At 65.7% G+C, this 23,022-nt stretch carries 27 protein-coding genes and 1 pseudogene; 20 read left to right on the forward strand and 8 right to left on the reverse strand.

Translation table 11 applies throughout. The features are described 5' to 3' along the window. Positions 1 to 3: 3 nt before the first annotated feature. Positions 4 to 315, forward strand: coding sequence for a hypothetical protein (locus AOM45_RS19190; protein ID WP_156093669.1), 312 nt, complete (start codon positions 4 to 6; stop codon positions 313 to 315). Between the two features lie 97 nt (positions 316 to 412). On the opposite strand, the gene AOM45_RS19195 is transcribed toward AOM45_RS19190, so the two are convergent. Then, positions 413 to 604, reverse strand: a complete 192-nt coding sequence (locus tag AOM45_RS19195; protein ID WP_030466305.1) for a KTSC domain-containing protein — start codon at positions 602 to 604, stop codon at positions 413 to 415. Between the two features lie 55 nt (positions 605 to 659). On the opposite strand from AOM45_RS19195, the gene AOM45_RS19205 reads away from it, so the two are divergent. Continuing rightward, positions 660 to 1,825, forward strand: a protein-coding gene (locus tag AOM45_RS19205) for an IS3 family transposase (protein ID WP_156249732.1) whose coding sequence is annotated in 2 segments (ribosomal slippage) — positions 660 to 944 and positions 947 to 1,825 — 1,164 coding nt in all. Because the reading frame shifts where the segments join, the coding sequence is not laid out codon by codon here. Positions 1,826 to 2,183: 358 nt separating this feature from the next. On the opposite strand, the gene AOM45_RS19210 is transcribed toward AOM45_RS19205, so the two are convergent. Further along, a complete protein-coding gene (locus tag AOM45_RS19210; RefSeq protein WP_030466303.1) occupies positions 2,184 to 4,004 on the reverse strand; it encodes an ATP-dependent nuclease in 1,821 nt (606 codons plus the stop codon). Positions 4,005 to 4,812: 808 nt separating this feature from the next. Here AOM45_RS19210 and AOM45_RS53820 point away from each other — a divergent pair. Then, positions 4,813 to 5,154, forward strand: coding sequence for an MBL fold metallo-hydrolase (locus AOM45_RS53820; RefSeq protein ID WP_369406701.1), 342 nt, complete (start codon positions 4,813 to 4,815; stop codon positions 5,152 to 5,154). A gap of 348 nt (positions 5,155 to 5,502) precedes the next feature. On the opposite strand, the gene AOM45_RS52925 is transcribed toward AOM45_RS53820, so the two are convergent. Together AOM45_RS52925 and AOM45_RS19225 are read right to left on the reverse strand one after the other, a co-directional pair. Next, positions 5,503 to 6,036 (reverse strand): hypothetical protein, encoded by a 534-nt coding sequence (locus tag AOM45_RS52925; RefSeq protein WP_236703749.1) that lies wholly within the window; start codon positions 6,034 to 6,036, stop codon positions 5,503 to 5,505. Between the two features lie 656 nt (positions 6,037 to 6,692). Further along, entirely contained in the window at positions 6,693 to 7,346 is a 654-nt protein-coding gene (locus tag AOM45_RS19225; RefSeq protein ID WP_236703750.1) for a hypothetical protein, read from the reverse strand. Positions 7,347 to 8,183: 837 nt separating this feature from the next. On the opposite strand from AOM45_RS19225, the gene AOM45_RS50950 reads away from it, so the two are divergent. Further along, positions 8,184 to 8,711, forward strand: coding sequence for a hypothetical protein (locus AOM45_RS50950; protein WP_156093668.1), 528 nt, complete (start codon positions 8,184 to 8,186; stop codon positions 8,709 to 8,711). Between the two features lie 77 nt (positions 8,712 to 8,788). Here the strand turns inward: AOM45_RS50950 and AOM45_RS51810 are convergent, their stop codons facing one another. The 4 genes from AOM45_RS51810 to AOM45_RS19245 form a co-directional block, all read right to left on the reverse strand. Then, positions 8,789 to 9,283, reverse strand: coding sequence for a HEPN domain-containing protein (locus AOM45_RS51810; protein ID WP_162185617.1), 495 nt, complete (start codon positions 9,281 to 9,283; stop codon positions 8,789 to 8,791). Next, positions 9,280 to 10,452: a DUF262 domain-containing protein gene (locus tag AOM45_RS19235; RefSeq protein WP_030466298.1), complete on the reverse strand. Its 1,173-nt coding sequence runs from the start codon at positions 10,450 to 10,452 to the stop codon at positions 9,280 to 9,282. Before AOM45_RS19235 ends, AOM45_RS51810 begins: the two co-directional genes overlap by 4 nt. 81 nt (positions 10,453 to 10,533) lie before the next feature. Beyond that, positions 10,534 to 12,012, reverse strand: coding sequence for a helix-turn-helix domain-containing protein (locus AOM45_RS19240; RefSeq protein WP_030466297.1), 1,479 nt, complete (start codon positions 12,010 to 12,012; stop codon positions 10,534 to 10,536). A 145-nt stretch (positions 12,013 to 12,157) separates the two neighbouring features. After that, positions 12,158 to 12,544 (reverse strand): winged helix-turn-helix domain-containing protein, encoded by a 387-nt coding sequence (locus tag AOM45_RS19245; protein WP_081901926.1) that lies wholly within the window; start codon positions 12,542 to 12,544, stop codon positions 12,158 to 12,160. 108 nt (positions 12,545 to 12,652) lie between these two features. Here AOM45_RS19245 and AOM45_RS50960 point away from each other — a divergent pair, with 108 nt between their 5' ends. The 16 genes and pseudogenes from AOM45_RS50960 to AOM45_RS19315 all read left to right on the forward strand — a co-directional run bounded on the left by AOM45_RS50960 (position 12,653) and on the right by AOM45_RS19315 (position 22,990). Further along, on the forward strand, positions 12,653 to 12,922 hold the full coding sequence (locus AOM45_RS50960) for a hypothetical protein (protein ID WP_156093666.1): 270 nt from the start codon (positions 12,653 to 12,655) through the stop codon (positions 12,920 to 12,922). A gap of 80 nt (positions 12,923 to 13,002) precedes the next feature. Beyond that, entirely contained in the window at positions 13,003 to 13,248 is a 246-nt protein-coding gene (locus AOM45_RS19250; RefSeq protein ID WP_030466294.1) for a WhiB family transcriptional regulator, read from the forward strand. Beyond that, positions 13,248 to 13,652 (forward strand): hypothetical protein, encoded by a 405-nt coding sequence (locus AOM45_RS19255; protein ID WP_030466293.1) that lies wholly within the window; start codon positions 13,248 to 13,250, stop codon positions 13,650 to 13,652. Before AOM45_RS19250 ends, AOM45_RS19255 begins: the two co-directional genes overlap by 1 nt. Further along, positions 13,652 to 13,861 (forward strand): hypothetical protein, encoded by a 210-nt coding sequence (locus AOM45_RS19260; RefSeq protein WP_059362596.1) that lies wholly within the window; start codon positions 13,652 to 13,654, stop codon positions 13,859 to 13,861. Before AOM45_RS19255 ends, AOM45_RS19260 begins: the two co-directional genes overlap by 1 nt. Continuing rightward, complete coding sequence (locus AOM45_RS19265; RefSeq protein WP_030466291.1) at positions 13,861 to 15,213, forward strand: DUF2637 domain-containing protein; 1,353 nt, start codon at positions 13,861 to 13,863, stop codon at positions 15,211 to 15,213. Before AOM45_RS19260 ends, AOM45_RS19265 begins: the two co-directional genes overlap by 1 nt. Positions 15,214 to 15,221: 8 nt before the next feature. Then, positions 15,222 to 15,662, forward strand: coding sequence for a TraA-like protein (locus AOM45_RS19270; RefSeq protein WP_500789578.1), 441 nt, complete (start codon positions 15,222 to 15,224; stop codon positions 15,660 to 15,662). 53 nt (positions 15,663 to 15,715) lie between these two features. Continuing rightward, complete coding sequence (gene traB / locus AOM45_RS19275) at positions 15,716 to 17,692, forward strand: plasmid transfer protein TraB (protein ID WP_156093665.1); 1,977 nt, start codon at positions 15,716 to 15,718, stop codon at positions 17,690 to 17,692. 191 nt (positions 17,693 to 17,883) lie between these two features. Then, complete coding sequence (locus AOM45_RS19280) at positions 17,884 to 18,372, forward strand: Pycsar system effector family protein (RefSeq protein WP_030466288.1); 489 nt, start codon at positions 17,884 to 17,886, stop codon at positions 18,370 to 18,372. Positions 18,373 to 18,388: 16 nt separating this feature from the next. Further along, on the forward strand, positions 18,389 to 18,859 hold the full coding sequence (locus AOM45_RS19285) for a hypothetical protein (protein WP_030466287.1): 471 nt from the start codon (positions 18,389 to 18,391) through the stop codon (positions 18,857 to 18,859). A gap of 18 nt (positions 18,860 to 18,877) precedes the next feature. After that, positions 18,878 to 19,306 carry a hypothetical protein gene (locus AOM45_RS19290; RefSeq protein WP_030466286.1) on the forward strand — a complete coding sequence of 143 codons (429 nt, stop codon included), beginning with the start codon at positions 18,878 to 18,880 and terminating at the stop codon, positions 19,304 to 19,306. 76 nt (positions 19,307 to 19,382) lie between these two features. Next, a complete protein-coding gene (ssb, locus tag AOM45_RS19295) occupies positions 19,383 to 19,838 on the forward strand; it encodes a single-stranded DNA-binding protein (RefSeq protein ID WP_030466285.1) in 456 nt (151 codons plus the stop codon). 89 nt (positions 19,839 to 19,927) lie between these two features. Beyond that, positions 19,928 to 20,572, forward strand: coding sequence for a GGDEF domain-containing protein (locus AOM45_RS19300; RefSeq protein ID WP_051782944.1), 645 nt, complete (start codon positions 19,928 to 19,930; stop codon positions 20,570 to 20,572). Further along, complete coding sequence (locus tag AOM45_RS19305) at positions 20,572 to 21,006, forward strand: RRQRL motif-containing zinc-binding protein (RefSeq protein ID WP_030466283.1); 435 nt, start codon at positions 20,572 to 20,574, stop codon at positions 21,004 to 21,006. Before AOM45_RS19300 ends, AOM45_RS19305 begins: the two co-directional genes overlap by 1 nt. Continuing rightward, positions 21,006 to 21,419, forward strand: a pseudogene (locus tag AOM45_RS52930) (DNA cytosine methyltransferase); the annotation flags it as partial. The gene AOM45_RS19305 and the pseudogene AOM45_RS52930, both read left to right, overlap by 1 nt. Before the next feature lie 474 nt (positions 21,420 to 21,893). Next, the gene (locus tag AOM45_RS52935; protein WP_236703763.1) at positions 21,894 to 22,052 is read left to right on the forward strand and encodes a hypothetical protein; all 159 of its coding nucleotides are present in this window, start codon (positions 21,894 to 21,896) and stop codon (positions 22,050 to 22,052) included. A 41-nt stretch (positions 22,053 to 22,093) separates the two neighbouring features. Beyond that, positions 22,094 to 22,990: a bifunctional DNA primase/polymerase gene (locus AOM45_RS19315; RefSeq protein ID WP_030466282.1), complete on the forward strand. Its 897-nt coding sequence runs from the start codon at positions 22,094 to 22,096 to the stop codon at positions 22,988 to 22,990. The last annotated feature ends 32 nt before the right edge of the window (positions 22,991 to 23,022 follow it).

Here is a 23,022-nt window from a genome sequence, read left to right on the forward strand (position 1 = left end):
GACATGAGCAATGAAGCGACTCCACTCGCGCGCTGGACGGTGCCGGCGGTCGCCGTCGTGGTCCTGGCGATCAGCGGCGGCGTGCTGGCCGTTCTGCGGCAGTCGGTGGACGGCTTGGTGTTCGCCGCGGCGGACAAGAAGGCGACGGCGCTGCTGGACATGGTGAAAGTCGCGGCGTCGCTCGCGGTCGGTGGAGGCGGCCTGTTCGCGTTGTACCTGGCCGCACGCGGGCAGCGCACGCAGGAGCTCAAGCTGGCGCTGCGCCCGCTCGCGGTGACGGAGGAGATCCGGCGATGGGTACATGAACTGCTCTGACAGCTACTAGATGACCTGAGTGCCGACCTGCTGCTGTGTCCTCCTCTGGCCAGCGCTGGTTGGTTCAGCGGCTGTCGCGTTCCTCCCCGCCTGCGCTTCAGGCGACCTGGCTGGTCGGGTAGCGGTCTTTGACGTGGGCGTGGAAGTACTTGCCGTGGCTTGGCGCCGCCATGAACTTGTCGTGCACCTCTGCCGGGACACCGGTGTACTGGTAGGTGTGGCCGCTCTTGAACACCACCTCCAGAGTGGCTGAAGCGCTGTCGTATCCGATGGACCGGGTCTGCTGCACGGATTGGTGACATCTGAGTTGGCTTGCCGTGATGGTGAGCTGGGAGGATGTCGCTGTGCCCAAGCCCTACCCCCAGGAGTTCCGCGACGATGTCGTGCGGGTCGCTCGTGACCGCGAGCCCGGCGTGACGGTCGAGCAGATCGCCAAGGACTTCGGGGTGCACCCGATGACGTTGTTCAAGTGGCTGCGCCAGGCCGAGATCGAGGACGGCGCCAAGCCCGGTACGAGCCGGGCCGAGTCGGCGGAGCTGCGTGAGGCGCGTAAGCGGATCAAGTTGCTGGAGCAGGAGAACGAGGTCCTGCGCCGGGCGACCGCGTACTTGTCGCAGGCGAACCTGCCGGGAAAAGGCTCTACCCGCTCGTGAACGAGCTGGCCGCGGACGGGATTCCCGTCGCGGTGACGTGCCGGGTCTTGAACATCGCTCGACAGCCGTACTACCGGTGGCGTGCCCGCCCGGGCACCGCTACTGAGTTCGAGCGGGCTCAGCGGGCGAACGCGTTGTTCGACGCGCACCGCGACGATCCGGAGTTCGGCTACCGGTTCCTGGCCGACGAAGCCCGCGACGCCGGCGTGTCGATGGCGGATCGGACCGCGTGGCGGATCTGCTCGTCCATGGGCTGGTGGAGCGCGTTCGGCAAGAAACGCGGCCGCAACGGCAAGAAGACCGGCCCGCCGGTGCACGACGACCTGGTCCGCCGCGACTTCACCGCCACAGCGCCGAATCTGTTGTGGCTGGCCGACATCACCGAACACCGCACCACAGAAGGAAAGCTGTATCTGTGCGCGGTCAAGGACGTCTCCTCCAACCGGATCGTGGGCTACTCCATCGACTCCCGGATGAAGTCCCGTCTCGCCGTCACCGCGCTCACCAACGCCCTCGCCCGCCGCGGTGACGTCGCCGGCTGCGTGGTGCACACCGACCGCGGCTCGCAATTTCGATCCAGGAAATTCGTCCGTGCACTCGCTCGTCATGGCCTGACCGGGTCGATGGGCCGGGTCGGCGCTGCGGGCGACAACGCCGCCATGGAGAGCTTCTTCGCGTTGCTGCAGAACAATGTTCTCGACCGGCGTACCTGGAACACTCGCGAGGAACTGCGGATCGCGATCGTCACCTGGATCGAACGCACCTACCACCGCCGCAGACGCCAAGCTGCCCTCGGCAGGTTGACCCCCATCGAATACGAAGCAATCATGACCACGCCAGCCAGTCAGGCTGCGTGACTACAACTGTCACCTACTCGTGCAGCAGACCCACCGGATGTTGGACGAGATGACGTGCCTGTGCTGCATGGTTCTCCCGCTTTCAGGGCTTCTGACCTGCGGATTCAGTGAGGGCGAAAATTGTCGGTGTGCTGCGGTACAACTACAGGGAGCGGAGGGGACGACATGACAGATCAGAGACCTGACGGGCGACTGCCGAACCCCAACGGCTGCCGGTGGTGCGGGGCGGACAGGCACGGTCACGACCAGCGGTGGGTCCCAGGAGTGAAGTGGCACGGCTGGGAACCGCCGACGAGCGAGCAGCGCAAACACCGCATGCTCGCCCGCCGCGCCAGGCGTCCGGACTGCGGCCGCGGAGCTACTGACTTGCTAGCTTCCTGAGCCTGGCGAAGGTGTCACGAAGCTCGCGGGGAACCTGGTCAGGCTCTTCGAGCCGCATCGTGACTTCCAGGACCATCGCCGGCTTGCCACGAGGGAAGTTCTCGGACTGCTCGCGCAACATGCGAGCGACCTTGTCGCTGAACTTGCCCTCACCGCGCTGAGCGGTGAAGTCGGCTGCGGTCCAGTCGCCTCCCGGCCGCGGCCAGGCCACGTTGGCCGTGCGTGCCCAGATGTCGTCGTCGAAGAGCTCCTCCAGCTCCTTCTTGTTCGTGGACTTGCCCAACCAGGAAACGACTTCTTCCTGGCGGGTTCCGAACTTTGTGGAGAGGTTGGCGGGACTGAAGATCCTGCTCTGGGTCTCGCTGTCGGCGTCGATCATCAGGACCACCGTGCGGTCGTGCTTGACCAGGTAGCTCGCCAGGTGCAGAGCGCCGTCGTTGCCGCCACATGCCCACAGCGCTATCCCAGCGGCCTGCAGCGACAGCCCTTCGGAGAGCGCGAACAGCACCGGGATCGCCTGCTGCTCGGTCTCGCCCTCGACGGCGAGGAAGCAGCGTTCGTGCAGCAGCACGGAGTTGCGCAGGCCGACCGCCGCAGCCACGGCGCCGAGGTGCCGGTCGAAGTCGGCGTGTGCCGCGGTGCCGAGACGTTCGACCAAGGTCCGTCGATGCTCGTCGAGGCGCAGAAGCACGACGTCCCGGATGTCGACGCCGTCGATCAGGTTCATCGAGTGGGTCGCCACGACGACACTAACGTGCGGCAGGTTCGCCTGCTCGCGGATCAGCCTCATGACCTCGCGCTGGAAGTGGTAGTCGAGGTGAGTGTCGGGCTCGTCGTAGACCACAATCGACTGGACGGGCGGCATGACGGCCTCTGCGCAATCGGCTGCCGGGCTGTCGAGAAGCTCACTGGTGGCTTCCCACACGGCCATGGAGATGCGGCGCGCGCTGCCCTGACCAGACCGGTCGAGCCGGACCGCCTCACCGCTCGCCCGCTCCAGCCGCAACGATGTCGGTCCCAGCACCGGGGCCACGGTCACGGTCGGCTCGACGGTGACCGTCGCGATGTCCGGGCACCGCTCGGCGATGTGGTCGGCCAGCGGCTTCGCCTCGATCGCCAGCCAGTTCGTGGCGTCGGTCGCGAGCTCCTCGATCTGACCGCGAACGGCGGATTCGTCCAGATAGGACTTGAACCGTACGCTGAGCACGGACCGGATCGCCGCTTCAGGCTGTAGTGCGGTGCCGTCGAACGCGGCCAGTCGCGGCATCCGGTCGAGCAGCCCTCGTGGGACCTCGGTCCAGCCTTGACTGCTCGAGTGCTTGGCGGCGTGCTCGCGCAACGCGGTGAGCAGCTCGGGCTTGTTCGCCTTCGCCAGGCCCATGCCGTACGACACGGCGAGCGTCCGCAGTTCGGGCACGCGCTTGCTGTCGAGATCGCGCAGGTCCTCGTCGTCGGGCATCGCCGCCCAGATCTGGTAGCGCGGATCAGCCCCGGCCTCGGCGATCCGGCGAACGCGGACCGAGGCCGGCAGCGCGAAGGCCTCCTGCTCCAGCACGTCGAGCGAGAACGTGCCGGTGACCTCCACGTGTGACTGTCTTTCGCCCGCCTGACCCGCGAGGTACGTCCTGTCGTCGTCGGTCAGCTTGTGCGTGCCGAGCAGGAACCCCAGCGCGCCGAGGGCGGCGGACTTACCGCCGTCGTTCGGTCCGGCCAGGATCGTGGGCTTGCTGATGGGGATCTCCGCGACGTCGGCGAGCGAGCGGAATCCTCGTACGGAATAGCTTTGAAGATGCGCCAATGACTGTCCATCTCGAATAGTCGATCGAAAGGGATCCTCCGGCCACCTTGCTGCGATCCGCCTCGCCGCGACCTGGTGGGGAGCACCCTAGAGGGTCACTCGGTCGGAAAGAAAACCGACGCGCCGCACGTTTCGTCGCAGTCGGTTCGGAGGTGGCTCAGGGTGTCACTCGATTGAGTGACGCCCTGTTGGCCGAGGTCATGAGATCGCGCGACATCGAGGCGTTGCTCGCCGGGGTGGAATTCGAGATTTGATTGTCTGGACCAATTCGCAGATTGGAGGGTAGGTTCTCCCCTCTCGTGCTGCCCCGTAGCACTCACCGGCGAAACGGCGAGAAACACCAGAAGTCGCAGTGGGAACTTCTGAGCAGCTCGAGGTGTTTGGGGCAGGTACTGTGCATCGAGAGCATCTGGGCGACCAATTTCCGGAACCTCGCAGATCTGTATGTGGCGATCTGGCCGGGCGCGGTGGTCGTTGGCGAGAACCACGCGGGCGGCTCCATGCGGGCGTGGTCCACTGCAGCCTGGAAGGTCGAGCACCTCGCCGGCGATCGTCACGCCCGCCTGTGTGCCGCCGCTCTGGCTGTGGCCGCGAAGGTCGCGGCACCGAGCCAGTCGTCGCTGCCGGAGCCGATGGCAGACACCACGCGGGGAGTGAACCCGCCGATTGCGGAGTCGATCGCGATGCCGGACAGCCGGGTTCGTGCTGGACATCTGGCCGTACAGCGAAGGCCAGTCACCGCTGACGGCCGAAGAACAGACGCCGAAGTGTGCAGGATGGCTGCTGCGAGCACAGACCACCGAGCTCCATGGCCCTTCACCGACGAGATCACCCTGCACTCCGGCCAGACTCCCGTGGTGGTGCGGCGCCCCGGTTACGCGCAAACACCGTGGGCGACGCGGTTGCCTGGTTGCCGGAACAGCGCGTGCTGTTCACCGGTGACCTCTTCTTCACCAACGAGTCCGGACGAGCCGGTCACAGGCACGGGAAGATCAGGAACATACACGCGCCGCAGGTGTGCGCGTGTCGGTGTGGTCGATCGAGAGCATCCGGCAATGCGCGCCCGCAGCGATCCGGTTTCGGCTCACACGGGGCAGTGTCACTAGGCGGCCACTCGACGAATCGACTGTCGCGTCAGCACATCAGATGAATACCCGAGACGTCGAACAGTCCAAGGAGATCATCAGGCAGCAGCAGGAGGCCGAAGTGGCGCTGCTTGCCCAACGCGAAAGAGTCAGGGAGATCCAGGCGCGGTGGAGGCGGTTGCAAAGCCCCGGAAGCCGACCTCCGCACGCAGACGGCGATGGTGAGAAGACAAGTTCGGCCGAGCCCGGCGAGAAGGCGTCGCGGCGCTTGAAGCCTTGGTTCAGGCGAGGAGCAAACAGTCCCAAGTGGACATTGAACTAGCTCAAGCACGCGAGGCGACACGGCCATTGCGGACGCTCGAGACGCTCTTCCCGCAGGGGTGACTCTGACCGTCGCACTCCAGACGACTACGTCAACTCGTGACGACCTTCTGAGGGAGGTCGTGCGCCCGCTGGCCAGCGAGGTGAACCAGCGTTGGAAAACCCTGTTTCCAGCTCGCGGCGACCTGCGCACCACGGCGTACGGCGAAGTTACCCGAGCCATCAGCGGGCACGACCTGCCTTTCACCGCGTTCAGCACAGCCGAAAGCATAGGAGCAGCGATCATCATCCGGCTGCTCACGGCTCAGACGGCGACCGGAGCGAGTTTCTGCTGGTTCGACGAGCCGCTCGAACACCTCGATCCGGAGGTTCGCCGACGCGTTGCGAACCTGCTCTCCCGTGCGGCAAGGGGAGCTGGCCCGCTCCGGCAGGTGGTGGTTACAACCTATGAGGAACAACTGGCTCACCACCTTCATGTACGGGATGAACAGCACGTACACCTCATCGACGTTCGCCAAACCACTTGATGCGTGGATCGTCGAACGCCGTGGGACTTTAAAACAAGCGGTGTAACTCTCGATCATCGACGGGACCGTCTCGGCGGAGTTATCCACGAGTATCGTCATGCGGCTTAACCTGCGTGGATACAGTCTCGGCACGCGCAACGTCAGGACCTCGAACACGAGCCCCCAAGACAGTGATTGGTCTGCTCTAGCTGCCCTTGTCGACGGACTGATGTGACGTGCGGCGAGGCAGGTTTGCTACCACTTTTACTACCGAGGCTCCGAGAGCAGAGAGCGCTCGACACCGAGAGATCTTCGATCTGCGCAGGTCAGAGGCTTCGGTTGTGATGATGATGCCGAGAACGAACCTGGTGACCTCTTCGGTAGTGGGCGAATAGATCACGGGCTGGATGGGCGAAAAGTCGCTGACCTGCGGATTCGCTGTCCGCAGACCTGAGGTTGGCAGGGCAGTTCCGCCCTACGCAACTCAGACGGCCTGTCGATGAAATCATCGACAGGCCGTCTGACTAGGTAAAACACACTGTGGGCGATACTGGGATCGAACCAGTGACCTCTTCGGTGTGAACTCTCGGCAGAGAGGTCAACTTCAGTCTTTGTCGAGGTCAGAGGGCCTATGGTGCTCTCTGTAGGTCAGCGGCCACCAGGCTGGTTGCTGTACTTCGCTGCTGTACAGCAGGACGCGAAGTCCGTCCTGACTGAGGCGTAAGCGCTGGGAGAGTAATGAATGCCCCACCGGAAGCCTGCGCCTCAGGTACCCGCTAGGCCGTCGCGTGCCAGTGGACGACGTATCCCGCTGCCTCGGCTGCGATGAGTGCATCGAGCTTCGACAGGTTCGTTCGCTGCGACATCTTGAAGGACTTGCCGCGGCGAGCGTCCAGCACCAACGCTGTCGCTCCGGGGAGCGTCTCGTTCATCGTGAGCTGGAGGATACGGAGGCCCACGTTCGCCGCTTCCTGAGTGAGCGGGAGCTCCTTCAGGTACACCAATACGGCGAACAGTGATCCATCTGGAAGACGGAGCCCGAGGTGTGGCTTGACCGTCAGTTCGAGGTCTCCTGATCGCCAACTGGTCCCGTTGACCTGGACGCCGGTGGCCTTGAGCTTGCGCAGCCAGGCCAGGTAGCCGGTCTTGATCTCGGTGAACGCCTTGGCTTGACCGCGTTTCGAGGCGTTCTCGATCGCTCGGTCGAAGATGGAGTCAGGGTTCGGCGAGTTAGCTGCGCTGCGCATGGCGTCCCGGGCTGGCTCGTAGAAGCCTCGACCGTGGAAGTCGTCTGCGAGGTAGACGGCCTTCTGGTCGGACACGATGCTGATGCGACCTCGTTGGCCGCTGGTGGCGTACTCCATGAAGGAGATCGCGCTGATTCTGACCGGGGACAAAGGTGTTCTCCAGTGTTCGTCGTCGAGGAACACCCGCCCCGACCTTAAGACTGTGTTAACGATGTGGCTGATCACTGGGCGATCAGCCACATCTACAGCTAGGGTCCGTAGTTGCGAACACAGGGCCCACGGAGGGGTGCTACCTCAGGCAGGTAGTCCCGCCGTGGGTCTAACTGTATGTGGCGATCCCGACAGAACGGGGGGTGCCACACAGGTGAATCTCGTTTTGTCACCTGTCGTTTGGTTGCAGTCGGTCATCGGATCTACCTGATCGCCGCTTGCTGTGGCCATCCATCTGGCTGATGCCTCACTACCGTGGTTTGGCGACACTGACTGCGCTTGGCTCGTGACGGCCTGCGCCGGCAGAGTCTTCGGCTGCGGTCCGGATTGGCCGACATGATCACGAAGGGAAGCCTGGACAGTGTGGGACTCCAGGCCGACCGCTTCGGTGTGAACGGCACCGGCTACGCCAAACCGGCGTCACCTCGAGACCTTCTGCCAGCAGCTTCACGATGGCCCGCTTCCTTGGGCACGTCATACCGACAGGTGAACACGAGGTCAGCGATGGGGGTACTCGCGTTCTTAGACGGCAACCTTGTTCCCTGTAGTGAACTGCTCCTGGCGGTGGGGCAAGACTCGACGCTGTCGCGGCCAGTTGGCGTTTGAGTCGCTGATCGAAATCGCCGAGGCGACTGCAAGAGACCTGTACGTCATAGACGCCGGTCAGTGCTACTGCACATGCCACCGAACGATCTTGTTGGTAACGGCATCCAGTAACACTCAACGCTTGTTGGTCGATTAGTCGTTGCCCTACTCAGACGGGAGGACCTGGAATTGTCTGCCAAAAAGACTTCGAAGAGTGCTGCGTCCATGCCCAAAGCGTCAGATAAGGTCAATTGGACGAACGCCGTAACCGCAGTAGCTGCCGTTGGAGCATGGATCACGAGTACTGTGGTGGCTGTACACGGCCCGTTCAATCAAGGTGACATTGCAAAGCAGCAATTCATTGCAAGAGTAGGTGTAGCGTGCAGCGCTCAGCGTATGTGGGAATTTGACACGTTGCTCGCACCTGGAACAAGGCTCGATAAGGGTAAGCTTGACACTATTCTCCCGTACCTTGAAGGCTCGATGAAGGCTTTTCGGGAGATCGCGGCACCGAAAGAGATGCAAAAGGAGTGGGCTGACGTGGTGAAGAGGAATGATCAGCGGCTGACAATTTGGCTCGACGCGCGGAAGATTGCCGACGCGCAACCTGACGATGCTGTAGACGATATAAACACGTATCTCCAAGCGCAGGTGCAGAGCCTAAATTCTCTCGACCAGAAGAACGCCGAATGGTACGCCGCAAACAGTGTCAGCTGTGCGCCGCAGCAGCCGATAAAGACCAAACAGAGCTGAGCGTGCCTCGCTGGGGCGCGGGCGCAATTGGTGTTTCCGCTGTCCGGTAACCCCGTGAATGGTTATCGACTGGTCGTCTAGTCAATTAGTCGTTGATGCACCCATTGATGGATATTGTCGATCAGTTCTTTATAGGACTTGATGTTCGCTAGACCTCCACCGTAGCTTTTTCCATGCGCCGTGTCGTTACGTATCTTCAGCAGTGTTCCAAGGAGATCGCGATTGGCATCCTTGTCCAGAAACTCCTTTAGTTCTTCAGTCCACGCATCGCTCAGTCGACCAATTAGTTTCTCGAACGCACCTGGATTCAGGTTTGGCGCGTTCTTGAACCACGATAGAGCGAATGTCTTGGCGACAGGCCCGGATGTGTCTGACACGTAGGCACATATTGCCATATGTAGGAGCTGCTCAAGATACCCGGAAAAGCGAACGCATAGGTACAGGTGCAAGTCCTGTTGCACGTTAATCGGTACGGTGGTGTACGAATCTCTGTATCGTTGGTAGGTTGAGTCTACCGCCGATTTCATGCGGTGTATCTCACGCCGCGCCTGTTCTCGGCTGCTCGTCGTCATGGCTGCTCAAACGCCTTGACGGCAAGCTGAAGGCGCTTGTTTACGCTCGCGCGGTGGGACGTACTCTTTTCGGTGTTCTCCCGAAATGCTTTGTCACTTTCCAGATTGGTTAGGCCGCGTTGCACGTCGCCAGGTGCAATCGATGTGTTTGACCGAATGGCCAAAGTGAGTCCTGAGAGGATTGCATCGGTTCGCGCTGCGTTGATGCTGCGTTCTCGTCGGAGTGCCTTCTCGCCTGCGGCTTCAACTAGCAAGGCGCACGCCTTTGCGAATTCCTCTTTCTCTCGTTCGGCTTCTTGCTCGGTCATTCCTTGGTTGGCGTCAAGGAAGTCCGTCATGAACGTTGCGAGTGGGGGCTTGAAAGCCTTATCGTCGGAACTGAGTCGCAGGGCGACGCTCTTCAGTGATAGATAGCGAAGGATCAACTCCTGGTCCTTAAGATCTCGGTGTACTGGGCCGAATAGTGTGCGCCAGTTCTTGTCAACGTTCATTTCTCGAATGGTTTGCATCAGGCGGCCGGGGAAGATGGCCACTCGGATTTGCTGCTCGTTGAGCTTTGTGCCGCCGCTGTTAATTCGCTCGAACAGGGCGTATATCGCCAGCTTTCCTTTGTCCCCTGTGGGTAGAACGACAGTGGCTTGGATCAACGCGTTGTTGAGTAGCCGTTGGTCGGCAGGCTGAAGCTGGTCGTAGGTCAAGCCGTGAAACGACTGTTTGCTAGAGGCGTAGTCCAGAGCGAAGTCGCGCTCTTCAGTGGGCGCCTGGTATTTTCCGCGATAGAAATCACGCAGGGTTGTCAGTCTCTGCTGGCCGTCCAAGACGATGTACTCGCGTGATTGCAGTTCGACGAGAAAGATGCCCGGAACCGGATATCCGAGCAAGATTGATTCTATGAATCGGTCCATCTGCTTTTTCTTCCACACGAAATTTCGCTGGAAGGCGACGTAGCCAGTACTCGCTACTCTTGGTTCTTCAGGATCGAAGCGGGGGACAATCAACTCGCCGCGATTGAACCTGCGGACAAGTCCCTCGACATCAAAGTCGACTCCAAAATAGCGAAGGGATTCTTCTGCTGATGGAGGGCTGAGCTCGACTTCATTTTCATCTTCCTCCGGGTCTAGAACCTCGGTGTCGGAGTCATCGAGCGAGCTTTCGTTGATATCCGTCACGCTGTCTCTCTCCTGTGTGCTCTCTGATTGACTTGGTCCCTCAACGAGGGCCGGGAGGTGCGTCGAGGGACTTCAATGCGGTCATTTAATGTTGTTGAGAATATGGTCGCGGAACTCCCAGGACCGTGCGAGGATGCAAGCGCCAGGCGACGCCATCGGTTCAGAAGTCAACATCCTCTTGACGGTCTCGTTAGAGAACGGAACGCCCTCTGAGACGGACGTCGACTCGATCGCCGTCACCAGTGCCCCTTCTGCGTTGATCTGCACCGTGTTTCCGAAGATGTCATCGAAGACATCGTCATCGATGACCACAACCGTTAGCAGAGTGGCGGTCAACGTGAGAGTGTCGAGTCCCATACCAAGGCAGTAGGCGTTCAGCCTGTTCTCGGCTCGTGCCTTCTCCAGTGCCCTGTAGAACGCCCAGTCGTCGTACTGGATCGGCACACCCTGACTGCCGTCGCGCTCAGGCTCGCCCAGCAGCTCCTCGGAGTACTCGCGGACCATGTTGCGCCACAGGTTGAAGTCGTTCTTCATGTCCCATGAAGCAACGCTGGATGGCTGGAACTCGCCTGCGGGGATGAGTCCGTAAATGCCGGCCGCGGTGGCTACCTTCGCGGGATCACGCCAATGCAGCAGGAACGTCGCCCGGCCGGTGTCGCGCTGGCGGCGCAGTGTGAGCGTCTCGATCGCGGGCATGACCGCACGCCGACGCAGATCGAACGGATCACCGATCAGCCCGCGTAGCGGCAGAGCCGTCCAGTCGGGTACTTCGTCAGCTGGCCCGGATCGCACTACCGAGGCCAGCTCGTGCGCGGCAGCCTCCGAAGCGTCCAGCTTGTCGAAGTAGGTACCTAGCCCGAAACCCAACCGCGGGGAGTCGCCACGGAGATCCGCGCTGAGCAGGCGGTAGCTCGCGCGGTTCTCGAAGAGCGCCGGCCGATCCAGGTACCGAATTGCTGAGGTGTACCGCTCGAACCGGTGGCCCGGCGCACGCAATGGCAGCACGCTCGACGCCTCTGGCTCGGCTCCGGTCACCTCGATCGGGACAGGCTCTTCCAACCAGTCAAGCTCGATGTCCTCAAGTCGGATCGGCCGTTCAGGCATCCACTCTGGTCGCGCCATGAACGGCGCGTCGCCCATGTGGAACTCGGAGCTGTACAGCTGTTTGGCGAGCTGCGCCAGCTCGCCGCGGTGGCGGTTCAGGAAGCGCCGGTTGCGCCTCCAGTCACTTTGGCTGGCCTCCACGGGGTCAGCGGCATCAACGAGTGCGTCGGTTGCTGGGGGAGCGACTGGCTGAAGCAGTTCCTGTGAGACGCCGACGTGGCTCGGAGGGATGTTCAGGCGGTTGGCGATGCGTAGCAATGTCTCCAGGTCGCGCACCTGGCGTTGGCCGGTCTCGATCTTTGAAACGTAGGACTGGTCCAGGTTCAGCAGCTTCGCCATCGCCGCCTGGTTCAAGCCGTTCGCCTGGCGGTACTCCCGCAGCACCTCGGCAAGCAGGCCGGTGTTCAGGCTCGCCTCCTGCGTCGGCCTGGACAACCACTGCTCTTCTTCGGCCATTTTCTTGGCGCTCCCGTGTCTCGCTCGGTTGCTTGACCAGCACGTATGCCGGTCAGTCATTCCCTTTGGTGCGATAGGACAAACGGTCTTTGGACATTGGGTTGTCGCGGGCTCGATGCTCGATCACATGAAGCCGAGCAAGCACTCAGTCCGCGGGCAAGTCGGTGAGCAGGTCCTCAAGACGCTCGTCGATGGCGTCAACCTCGCGGCGGACCGCACGCAGTTGCGTGCGCAGTTCGACCAGGCCTGCTCGGGTGTCCCGCAAGTGCTGTTCGGGGGAGGTGGCTTTGGCGTTGTGGTCCGAGACCACGGCGCCGGCGTTTGGTTTGACCTTGACGCGGCCTTCGGTGGCCAGGATTCGCACCGCCTCGCCGATGGTGTTGGGCGCGGCGCCGTACATCTCCGCCAGCTGGCGATAGCTGGGGAGCTTCGTTCCAACGGGGTACTTGCCGGAGTCGATCTCATGGCGCAGTAGATCAGCGAGTTCGGCGCGATTGCGCTGCTCAGAACCAGTCTCAACATCCTCGGCCACGACGTCAGCCTACCGGTGTCTTAAGCCACCTGTTGACACGTGTTGCCCTCTTCCCTACTGTCTCAAGTCACATCAACTGACTTAAGTCAGTTTTAGGAGGTTCACCCGATGAAGTCCCGAATTTTGATCACGTCTTTCCACAGCGAGGACCGGCTTCACCTGGTCGATGAGATCGCTGGTGGCGTTGCCGATGCATCCGCCATGGGCGATCTGGAGCTGCTGAGTGCCGCACTTCAGGAGGCGTTGCAGGCTCACGAGAACGGTGAGGTCATCGGTCCCGGGGTGGACGAGGTGACGCTGCGCCGGGCTGAACGACGCGCCCGTCTCGCGGACGACCGCCGTGAGCAGAACACGGTGGTTCTGGGCGGTGTGGCGTGAAGACCGCCCGCGAGATCGAGAAGACCCGTGTGGAGCACTCGCTGAGCAGGCATGACGGGCTGTACCAGCTGCTGGTGACGCTGCCGGGGGCGAACTTCGGGGGCCACCCCGCCTGCACCGACGAGGACCCGGAGCTGTTCTTCCCCGAGCCCGGTCAGGTGGCGCAGATCAGCGAGGCGAAGTCGGTGTGCGTGTCCTGCCCGATCGCCACGGCGTGCTTGTCGTACGCGCTGCGTCACGGCGTGGAGGGCGTGTGGGGCTGCACCACCGAAGACGAGCGCCGGGCGATGCGCCGGCCGGACTGGACCGGGAAGGCGGTGGCGTGATGAACGAGTTGATGGAGATGACGGAGCTGGCTGCGCGAGTGCTGCGGAAGCACCCGGTGGCGCCGCGTGTGGCCTACGTCAGCGTTGGCTACGGGAGCGCTCGTGGTGGGTTGGGCGTGGACTTCCAGCTGCCTGGGGGCAGGAATGCGCAGCAGGCGGTGACGTCGGTGGCGAGGTGGGCCGCGGCGCTGGACACGGTCGTGAGCGTCATCGACCACGACAACTACGTGGAGATCAGTGCTTACGCCACTGTGGACGGAGGTCCGGTCCGTGTGTGGGATCACCTGCACGGGCGTGAGATCGCCGAGCTGATCATGGCTACCGGTGTCGATGTCTACGACACGCGGACGGAGTTCGAGCCCGCGGTGCTGCTGGCTGCGTTCGCGGCTGAGGCGGTGGCGTGATGCGGTTCTTCGCGATGTGGCCGCTGGCCGCGTTCGGGTCGTTGCTCAAGCTCGTGTTCTGGGCCGCAGTCATCGGCGTTCTGTGCTACCTCGCGTTGCCGGAGTCGTTGCTGCCATTGGCTTTCGCGGCGCTTGGTGGCTTCGTGCTGGCGATGGTGCTGGTGCTCAAGGCGGTCACGAAGTCGCGTTCGAGGCGGGGTGAGCGGTGATGACGCTGGTGGATCGCAAGGCGGTGCGGATCGCGGCGAGTACCGAGGCGGACATCCGGCGTGCCGACGCTGCGGCGACGCGAGAGCTTGAGGTGGCTCGCGCGGAGATCGAGCTGGCCCGCGAGCGTGCTCAAGATGAGCGTGCGGCACGCCTGGCCCGGCACGAGGATCGGCAGGCCGAGCGCGCCCGGAAGCGGCTGGAACGGCAGGAACGCAAGGCCGATCGCCGGGAGCTGGCCGAGCAGCGGCGGGTGGTGCGTGCGGCCTGGTCGGCGCGTGTGACCGGGTGGCTGGCGGATCGGGTGATCGTGGTGCCGATCGTGCTGGCGATGGTGGGCGCGTGGTGGGGGCAGTTCCAGCTGTTCAGTCAGCGGCTTGGGTGGCCGGCGCTGCTGGCTGCTGCGGCGGCGACGGGTATCGAGTGCATCGGGTTCGTGTGCGGCCGGTTGGCGCATGTGGCCCGGCAGGCGGTCGTGGTGGCCACTGTGGACGGCCGTCAGGTGGAGCGTGATGACTCCGCGTGGGTGGAGCGTCTGGTGATGTGGCTGGTGGTCGGCTACGCGGCCGGGTCGAACTGGGCGCACTCGGGTGACCCGACGGTGGGTGTGCTGTCGATCGTGGGTGTGGCGGTGTGGGAGACGCGGGAACGTCGTGCGCACCGTCAGGCGCTCGCGGCCGCCGGTCGGCTTCCGGCACGGCGTCCGCGGTTCGGTCTGGTGCGGTGGTTGCGGTACCCGATGTGGACGTGGCGGGCGTGGTCGGTCGCGCTGCGGCACGGCCTGACCGACGCGACCGAGGCATTGGCAGTCGCCGACCGCGAGGCGGCCGAGCACCGCGCCCGCAAGGCCGCGGACAAGGCGCTCGGGTGGAGGGCGCGGCGTCGGTTCGGTCGCGTCGTGGCCGCCCGGATCAAGGCGACCGACGAGGAACGCCGCCGCGTGGCCGAGGCGGTCATCCGCGAGGCGGAGCAGGTGACCGGGGCAGCGGCTCTGCTGTTCGGTCCGGACGTCCTTCGGCAGCGGGCGACCGGGCCGCGACCGACCAGTGACAAGGCCCTCGGTGACCGCGACGACGAGCGGCCCGGCAGGTCGCGTTGGCTCGGATGGTTGCGGGTGGCCGGTCACGGCGACCGCGTGGCGGCCGAGACCACCGATACCGAGCCCGTGGTGATCGACGGCGTGGACATCACGGACCTGATGCCCGCCGCGCGGCAGGCCGCGACCGAGCTGGGCGACCGGCTGTCGCGTGACGCGCTGTGCGACGCCCTGCGCGCGGCCGGGTTGACGGTCGGTGGCAAGCGCCGCAAGGCCGTTTACGACGCGGTGCTGGCCGAACGCGACCGAGCTGCGTGACCGGCAGGGTGCGGCATCCACGCCGCGGTGGGTGCCGCGCCCGGCCGGCCATCGCACTCGGCAGGTCACAGTCCCGAGAAGGGGTACAGCAGATGGGCAACAGCCAACTGACGTTCGGGGAGCCGGAGTTCTTCGCCAGCTCCCACATCCACGACTACTGCAACAACGTGCGCACGCTGATGCGGCCGCTGGTGAGCGAGCTGCACGTGAGCGCGGAGGAGCTGGAAGCGGCGCTCAAGCACGTGAAGTCGGTCAACCCGCACGTGTTCGGGCTGGACTCGCGGGTGCGGGCCAAGCTCGTCGCCGCGCACCTCAAGCGCGCGTCCGAGGCGGCCGAGGTGATCTGCGCGTCGGCGGTGCGCACGTACCTGAGCTTCCGCAAGCACTACGTGGCGGAGATCGACATGACCGCGAAGAACCGCGGCCGGAACTTCCAGTTCGACAAGTAGGACGTCGCGTAACCGTTGGTACCGCGAGGAAACCGCACGGAAGGGAGAGATCAGTGGGAAGCAGGCGGATGGCAGGCGGCGACCTCGCGGCCAGCAACTCCGAGCAGGGTTACTACGTCCCGCGCAACTACGTGGGCAGCAAGGTGGCCCCGTACCTGGGGCAGTGGATGCTGATGCTGCTCGCGTGGCCCGTGGGGGCGCTCACGCACTGGATGATGGCCGACTCGGCACAACTTCCTTGGCTCACACCGGGTCTGGCCGTGATGGGCGCTGTTCTGGCTGGTGTGGCGTGGAAGGCGGGCGGCACCCGCTCACCGATCACGCAGACCCATGCGGCGCTGACGGTGCTGATCGGCACGGGCTGGATGGTGGCCTGCGCGATCACCGCGCCGTGGACGAACCCGCTGTTCGGGCTGTGGCTCTACGGCGGCGCCGGGCTGGCGATCTCGTGGAACATCCGCCGTGCTCTGCGCGGTGGCGAGGGTGACGCCACGAGCGGGCTGTTCGAAAAGGTCAAGCTCGCTGGGGTGAAGACGAAGGCGATCGAGGTGGCCCCGAACAAGGTCACCGCGGCTCTGGCTCTTCCTGCTGGTGAGGTGTCGGTGGAGGACGTGCAGGGGGCGTCGAACAAGCTGGCCGGCGCGCTGCGGCTGCACAAGGGTGCGGTCCGCATCAGCGGCGACCCAGACGACCTGTCGCAGGCCACGATGACGATCGTTCCCAACGACGTGCTGCGCCACCCTCAGCCGTGGCCTGGTCCGTCGGCGCCGGGTGGGTCCATTGTGGAACCGCTGGTTCCGGGCCTGTACGAGGACAACGAACCGGTTCAGCTGTGGCTGCCCGGTGACAAGAAGACCGCCCGTCAGCTCACCCACGTGCAGGTCAATGGCATGAACGGCTCGGGTAAGTCGCACGGCGCCAAGATCGCGTGGACCGAGATCGCCACGCGCCGCGACGTGGTGCTGATCGTGCTCGACCCGTCCAAGGGCGAGCAGACCGTCGGGTTCCTCGGGGACAACGTGCACACCGTGACCGGACACAAGGAGTGCGCGCAGTTCATCACCCGCGTGCCCGCGGCCATCACCGAGCAGGCCTCGCAGCTGGGCAAGTGGGGCTTTGACCAGTGGGTGCCGCAGGCCTACTCCGAGCACGACATGCCGTTCATCGTGCTGTGGATCGAGGAGGCTTCGCGGGTGCTCGAAGACGCCGCGACGCTGACCACGATCGCCGAAGAGGCCAGGTCCGCCGGTATCTCGGTGGTGTTGTCGCAGCAGAAGTCCAGCTTCCGCCGCATGAGCACCGACATCCGCTCGCAGCTCGGTGCGGGCTGGTGCTTCGGCGTCAACGACGCCAGCGACGCCGCGTTCTGCCTGTCCGACGAGATCGTGGAAGCGGGCGCGGCGCCGGAGCGGTGGAAGAACCGCCGGGCGGGCTCGTTCTACCTGGAGGCGCCCGGTATCGAGGAGGACCGGATGGTCATGCCCGCCCGCACGTTCGCCACCACCGACGCCGACATGTCCGCCGCTATCAACGATTGCCGCGACGTGCGCGCCGCGTTGTGGCCGCGTACCGCCGAACTGCTCGGACTGCCCACCCGCCCTGCGGGAACCACGACGGCGCCCGCGGGCATCCGCGAGAACTTCGCCCCGCTGCACAGCCTGGAGTCCATGCCCGACATCACCGACGAGGAGGCGTCCACCCCGCTCGAACTGCCCGCTGACCCGGAGTCCGATCTGGACGGCGACATGGACACCGAGCTGCCCGAGGACATCCCGCTGGATCTGCCGACCGGGCGCCCGCCGCGCCGCGTGGCACGGGATCGCCTGCGCCGCATCGTCGAGAAGCTCGTCGCCGACGGCCGCCAGGAGATCACCGTCCGGGACCTGCCCGACCCCGAAACCACCTTCGGCCGTAGCCGCTCATGGGTCTCGGGTGAGCTCGCCGCGCTGGCCCGCGACGGGGTGCTGCAGGAGGTCGGCACCGACGGCAAGGCCACCGTGTACCGCCCCGCGACCGGACACGCAGCGTGACACCTAGCGGGTGCCTGACGTCAGCGCACGTCACCTGACGTCAGGCGCCCGCACTCCCGCCCAATGCGCGCGGGTGCGCGTGCGCGCGCGAAACCCCATTCATAACACCGTTCTGATTGAAGGCTGACGACACGTCGGCCTGGTCTCGCACACCCCAAATCGACTACGCAGAGTGACATCTGGAGGGCGTCATGACCCGCTGTGAGTTCGTCGCAGTCCCCACTCAGCAGCACAACACCGAGGCCGTAAAGGCCGCAGACCTGGAGGTGCGCGACGAGCTGCGCCGCACCGACACCAAGGCGATCGGCATGCTCGGCTTGTTCAGCGTCGCGCTGGCCGCGCTGCTTGCGCTGATCGCCGCGCACCCCAGCACCTTCGCCACCGTCCTGCTGCGACTCGCGGCCCTGCCGGTCGCCGTGTCGATCGTGCTGCTGCTGTCGGTGATCCGCCCCGGCATCGTCCACAACAGCCCGCACGGCTTCCCGCGCTGGGCCATCTTCCGCGGCCAGCCCGCGGCGCTGCTGGACGACCTCACCGCACCCGACGCCCTCAATGGCCGCCTGGAAGTGCTGGCGGCGCTGTCGGCCAGCCTGCTGACCAAGTACCGGCGCATCCGCGCGGCAGTGCACCTGCTGGCCACCGGGTTCGCGCTGCTCACCCTCGCCTCGTTCACCGCCTGAACCGCAGGGGATCACCGTGACCACCACCGCCGCACAGCAGGCCGTGTACGAGATCGAGACCCTGGCCCACCACGAGGCCGCGCACGCCGTGATCGCCCTCGTCGGCGGCGGCACCGCCCCGAAGGTGCGGATCTGGCAGGCCAGCCCGACCCGCTGGCGGGGCTGGACCGACATGACGTTCGACGAGACCCCCGAGGGCGACCACGCCGCCGCGCTCGCGCTGCTGGCCGGCGTCCCCGCCGAACGGTTCTGGCTCGAATCCCACAACGTCCCGCGCGCCCGCTGGCCGCACGACGTGGACAGCAGCGGCGCCTACGACCGCCAGACGGTCCACGAGTGCCTCGCCCGCATCCCGCGCGACCAGCGCCCCGCCTTCCACGCGGTGCAGAGCAAGGCCGAACGGCTCGTCATCGCGCACTGGGACCGCATTACCGACCTCGCCGCCCGCCTCATCGAGGCGCGTTGCCTGCACCACGTCACCGCCTGAGCGTTCAGGGAGCCACCGATGACCGAGATTGATCCGTACCGGCTCGCCGTCGCGGTACACGAGCTGGGCCACCTCATCGCGTGGCAGCGGGCCGGGCTGCACATCAACGAGATCCGCGTGTTCGGCACCGGCGAGCGGGCAGAGGGCTACGTCGACCTCGGCAGGCAGCGCATCCGCGATACCGACCAGGCCCGCGCCTACCTGGTCGGCCTGCTCACCGGCAGGGAGGCGGAAGTGCGCTGGTGCGAGCTGTCCGGCATGCGTCACCACGACTACACCAGCGAGCCCGACATGCGCAGCTTCCGGCGCCTGCGCCGCCACAAGCTCGCCCGCCATCTCACCGACGCCGAACTCCGGCACGACGCGCGAGCGCTGGTGCGCGCGCAGTGGGAGCAGATCACCCGACTGGCGCCACGGCTCGCCCGGTGCGGCTGGCTCCCGCTGTGACTCGCGCACCGCGCCGCCTGCCGATCGCACACGTCCACGGCTGAACCCCAAACACACCAACGAAAGGAACACGACCATGGCCGGTCTTCCCGAGGTCACCGTCGCCGGAACCCTCACCGCCGATCCCGAACTCCGCTTCACCCAGTCCGGTATCGCCGTCGCGAACTTCACCGTCGCCGCCAACGACCGCCGCTACGACCAGCAGTCCGGGCAGTGGGTCGACGGCGACGCCACGTTCCTGCGCTGCACGCTGTGGCGCCAGCCCGCCGAAAACCTCGTCAACTCCGTCGGCAAAGGCAACCGGGTGCTGATCACCGGAACGCTGCGGCAGCGGCAGTTCGAACACGAGGGCCAGAAGCGCACCGTGCTGGAACTGGACGTCACCGAATGCGGGCCATCGGTGCGCTGGGCCACCGCGAAAGTCACCAAGGTCACCCGCACCAACGGTGGCGGGTCCACCCCGGCCGCGGACGCGTGGGGCAGTGCCCCGCCCGCGAGCGGGTCCGGGTTCGCCGACGAGCCGCCGTTCTGACCGACACCGGACGTTGCGGGGCGACGTCGGCAAGCCTCCGCCCCGCAACTCCGCTCTCCCACCGCTTCCACGGTTTCGAGGAGCCAGCCATGAGTACCACCAACACGATCCTGGCCACCACCACGGCCGCCGCTGCCGCGGGCTACCTGGCCACCAGCGCCTACGCCCTGCACCTGTTCAAGCGGCTGCACATCGACGCCCTGACCGGTCTGGGCAACCGGGAGGCGCTGGGCATCCTGGCCCATCGCGCGGCCACGCGCCGCCCCGGCTCGGTCGGGTTGCTGCTGCTGGACGTCGACAACTTCAAAGCCATCAACGACACCCACGGCCACGGCGGTGGCGACATGGTGCTGAAGGTGCTCGCCACGCGGCTCAATGCGCTGCGGCTGCCGGGAGAGCACGCGATCCGGCTGCACGGTGACGAGTTCGTGCTGTGGCTCGGACGCGTGCCGTCCGGCGAGCGTGGCCGCCAGACCGCCGCGCACCGTGTCGACGCCGTACGTGCCGCCCTGACGAAGCCGATCTTCCTTGACCGGCTTGGACGTGAACGCCAGCGCCTGAGCGTCGCGGTCAGCATCGGCGCGCAGACCCTGCCCAGCCGCGGCGTGCAGCTGCCCGCGCTGCTCGCCGGCGCCGACGCGGCCATGTACGCGGACAAGCACGGCCGCCACCTCACCAGCCTGCCCACCACCGGCCGCCTGCGCGACCACCGACCAGGACGAGAGAGCGCCTGATGGGCAGCCGGACGCGCCCGATCTGCGAAGTGGTGCTGCCGTGGAACGGGCAGAGCGCGTTCTGCCGCGGCCGGGAGGGCGGCCTGATCGTGTTCGCCTGGCGCGGCAGGCCCGGCGCCGTCCCGCCCGGCCTCGCCACCCGCCGCCAGCTCCGCGCGATCGGACTGCGCCCCAACGGGCAGGGCGCGCAGGCGCTGCTGTGGTTCCGCCACCGCCGCCCCTACCGCCGCGAAGAGCTGTGCGACCTGTTCCGCGTGGACCTCGCGGCGCAGGTCCGGCCGCTCACCGCCGCGCGGATCTTCGCGCTGGACAAGGCGATGGCCGCCCGCCGCTGGTGCCCTCAGTGCGAGCAGGACGTCGGCTACTGCGTGCCCACCTCCTACGGGCGCTGCTGGACCTGCTTCGAAGCCAACGAATCCGAGGAGGTGGCGTGATGAAGACCGGCAGCCTCTTCACCGGCTTCGGAGGTCTCGATCACGCTGCTCACCGCGTGTTCGGCGGTGCGCTCGCCTGGGTCTCGGACAACCACCCGTCAGCGGTCAAGCTCCTGGCCCACCGGCTGCCCGATGTCCCGAACCTGGGCGACATCACCGCCATCGACTGGAACCAAGTCGAGCCCGTGGACCTGCTCACCGCAGGTTTTCCGTGCCAGGACATCAGCCCCGCCGGCAAACGAGCCGGTATCGAAGGAGCCCGAAGTGGCCTCTGGACCCACGTCGTCGACGCCGTTCGCGTACTACAGCCCCGACACGTCGTGCTGGAGAACGTCGCTGCCCTCCTTGTTCGAGGACATGCCCGAGTCGCCGCCGACCTGGCCGCGCTCGGGTATGACCTGCGGTGGACATGCCTACGCGCTTCCGACGCCGGGGCACCACACCGCCGTGACCGGTGGTTCGGCTACGCGACACCTGCTCAAGACCCCGACCGCGCAACTCGCCGTGAATGGCGGCTCGCAGCACCCGGACAAGCGCAAAGCGGGCGGCCACGGGCCGACGCTCGCGGACGAGGTGGAGCACCTGCTGCCCACCCCGAAGGCCACGGACGGCACCAAGGGCGGCCCGAACTAACGCGGCTCGTCGGGCGACCTGACCCTGCCGTCCGCGGCTGCGCGGCTGCTGCCGACGCCGACGCGCGCCGACGCGGAGCGGACCAGCGCGACCTACGCGCGGGGCAACCCGACGCTGTTCGGGGCGTTGAGTGGGGAGCCTTCGAGCCCGCCATCCGCCGATGGGAACACCTCCTCGGACGACCCGCCCCTGAACCCACCCAGCCCGGAACCCGAGGCAACCACGTCCTGAGCCCGCGCTTCGTCGAATGGCTGATGGGCCTCGACGCCGGCTGGGTCACCGACGTGCCGGGCCTGTCGCGCACCGAGCAACTGCGCCTGCTCGGCAACGGAGTCGTCCCACAGCAAGGCACCGCCGCCCTGCACCACCTGCGCCAGATCGACCTCGTCGACCACAGCGAGCGCGCCGCGTGAACCCGCCCATCAACCCCCAAACCAGCGAAGGGAGCCCGGCCATGAGCACCGAACCCGACCGCCTCACCGAGATCCTGCGCGCCGCCGCACGCGGCTGGCACATCTTCCCCGCCGTACCCGACGCCAAGCGCCCGTTCGTCGACCAGTGGGAAGCCCGCGCCACCACCGACCCCGCCGTGATCCGCGACTTCTACACCCGGTACCCGCGGCACAACGTCGCGATCGCCACCGGTCCCTCCAACCTCGTGGTCGTCGACTGCGATGTCGCTAAGCCCGACGAGGTGGCACCGGATGGCTTCAACATGCTCGGAGTGGCAACGGGGCTCGATGTCCTGACGCTGCTGGCCGAACGCGCCAAGGCCACGATCCCGCCCACTTACGCCGCGCGCACCCCGTCCGGCGGCACGCACCTCTACTTCCTCGCGCCCAAGGGCACGGCGTTGCGCAACACGGCGGGCACGCTGGGATGGCTCGTCGACACCCGCGCGCACGGCGGCTACGTCATCGCTCCGCCGTCGACCACCCCGGCCGGCCGTTACGAGATCACCGACGACCGCCCGCCGGTCGAACTGCCCGCCTGGTTGGTCCAGGCACCCGCCGTTAAGCCGCCTATGGCCGTCTCAGCGCCCAACCAGAGCGCCCCTGCGCAACGCTCCGCGTACTTGGACGCGATCGTGCGCGGCGAGTGCGCCAAGGTCGCAGCGGCCCAACGAAGCCGCCACAACAAGACCCTGTTCCAGGCCGCGCTGAGCCTTGGCCAACTGGTCGGGGGCAACGAGATCAGCCACTCCGACGCTGCCCACATGTTGGAGCAATCCGCCGCCCACATGGCCGCCGGCGACTGCGACTGCACCCCGCGCCAGATCACCGCCACAGTCCAGTCAGGACTGAAGTTGGGCGCCACCAATGCCCGGCGGCTCGACAACCGCGCCGCCTGACCCCATCCCAACCGATCACACCAAGGAGAACG

The organism is Lentzea aerocolonigenes, from assembly GCF_000974445.1.
Taxonomy (GTDB): domain Bacteria; phylum Actinomycetota; class Actinomycetes; order Mycobacteriales; family Pseudonocardiaceae; genus Lentzea; species Lentzea aerocolonigenes.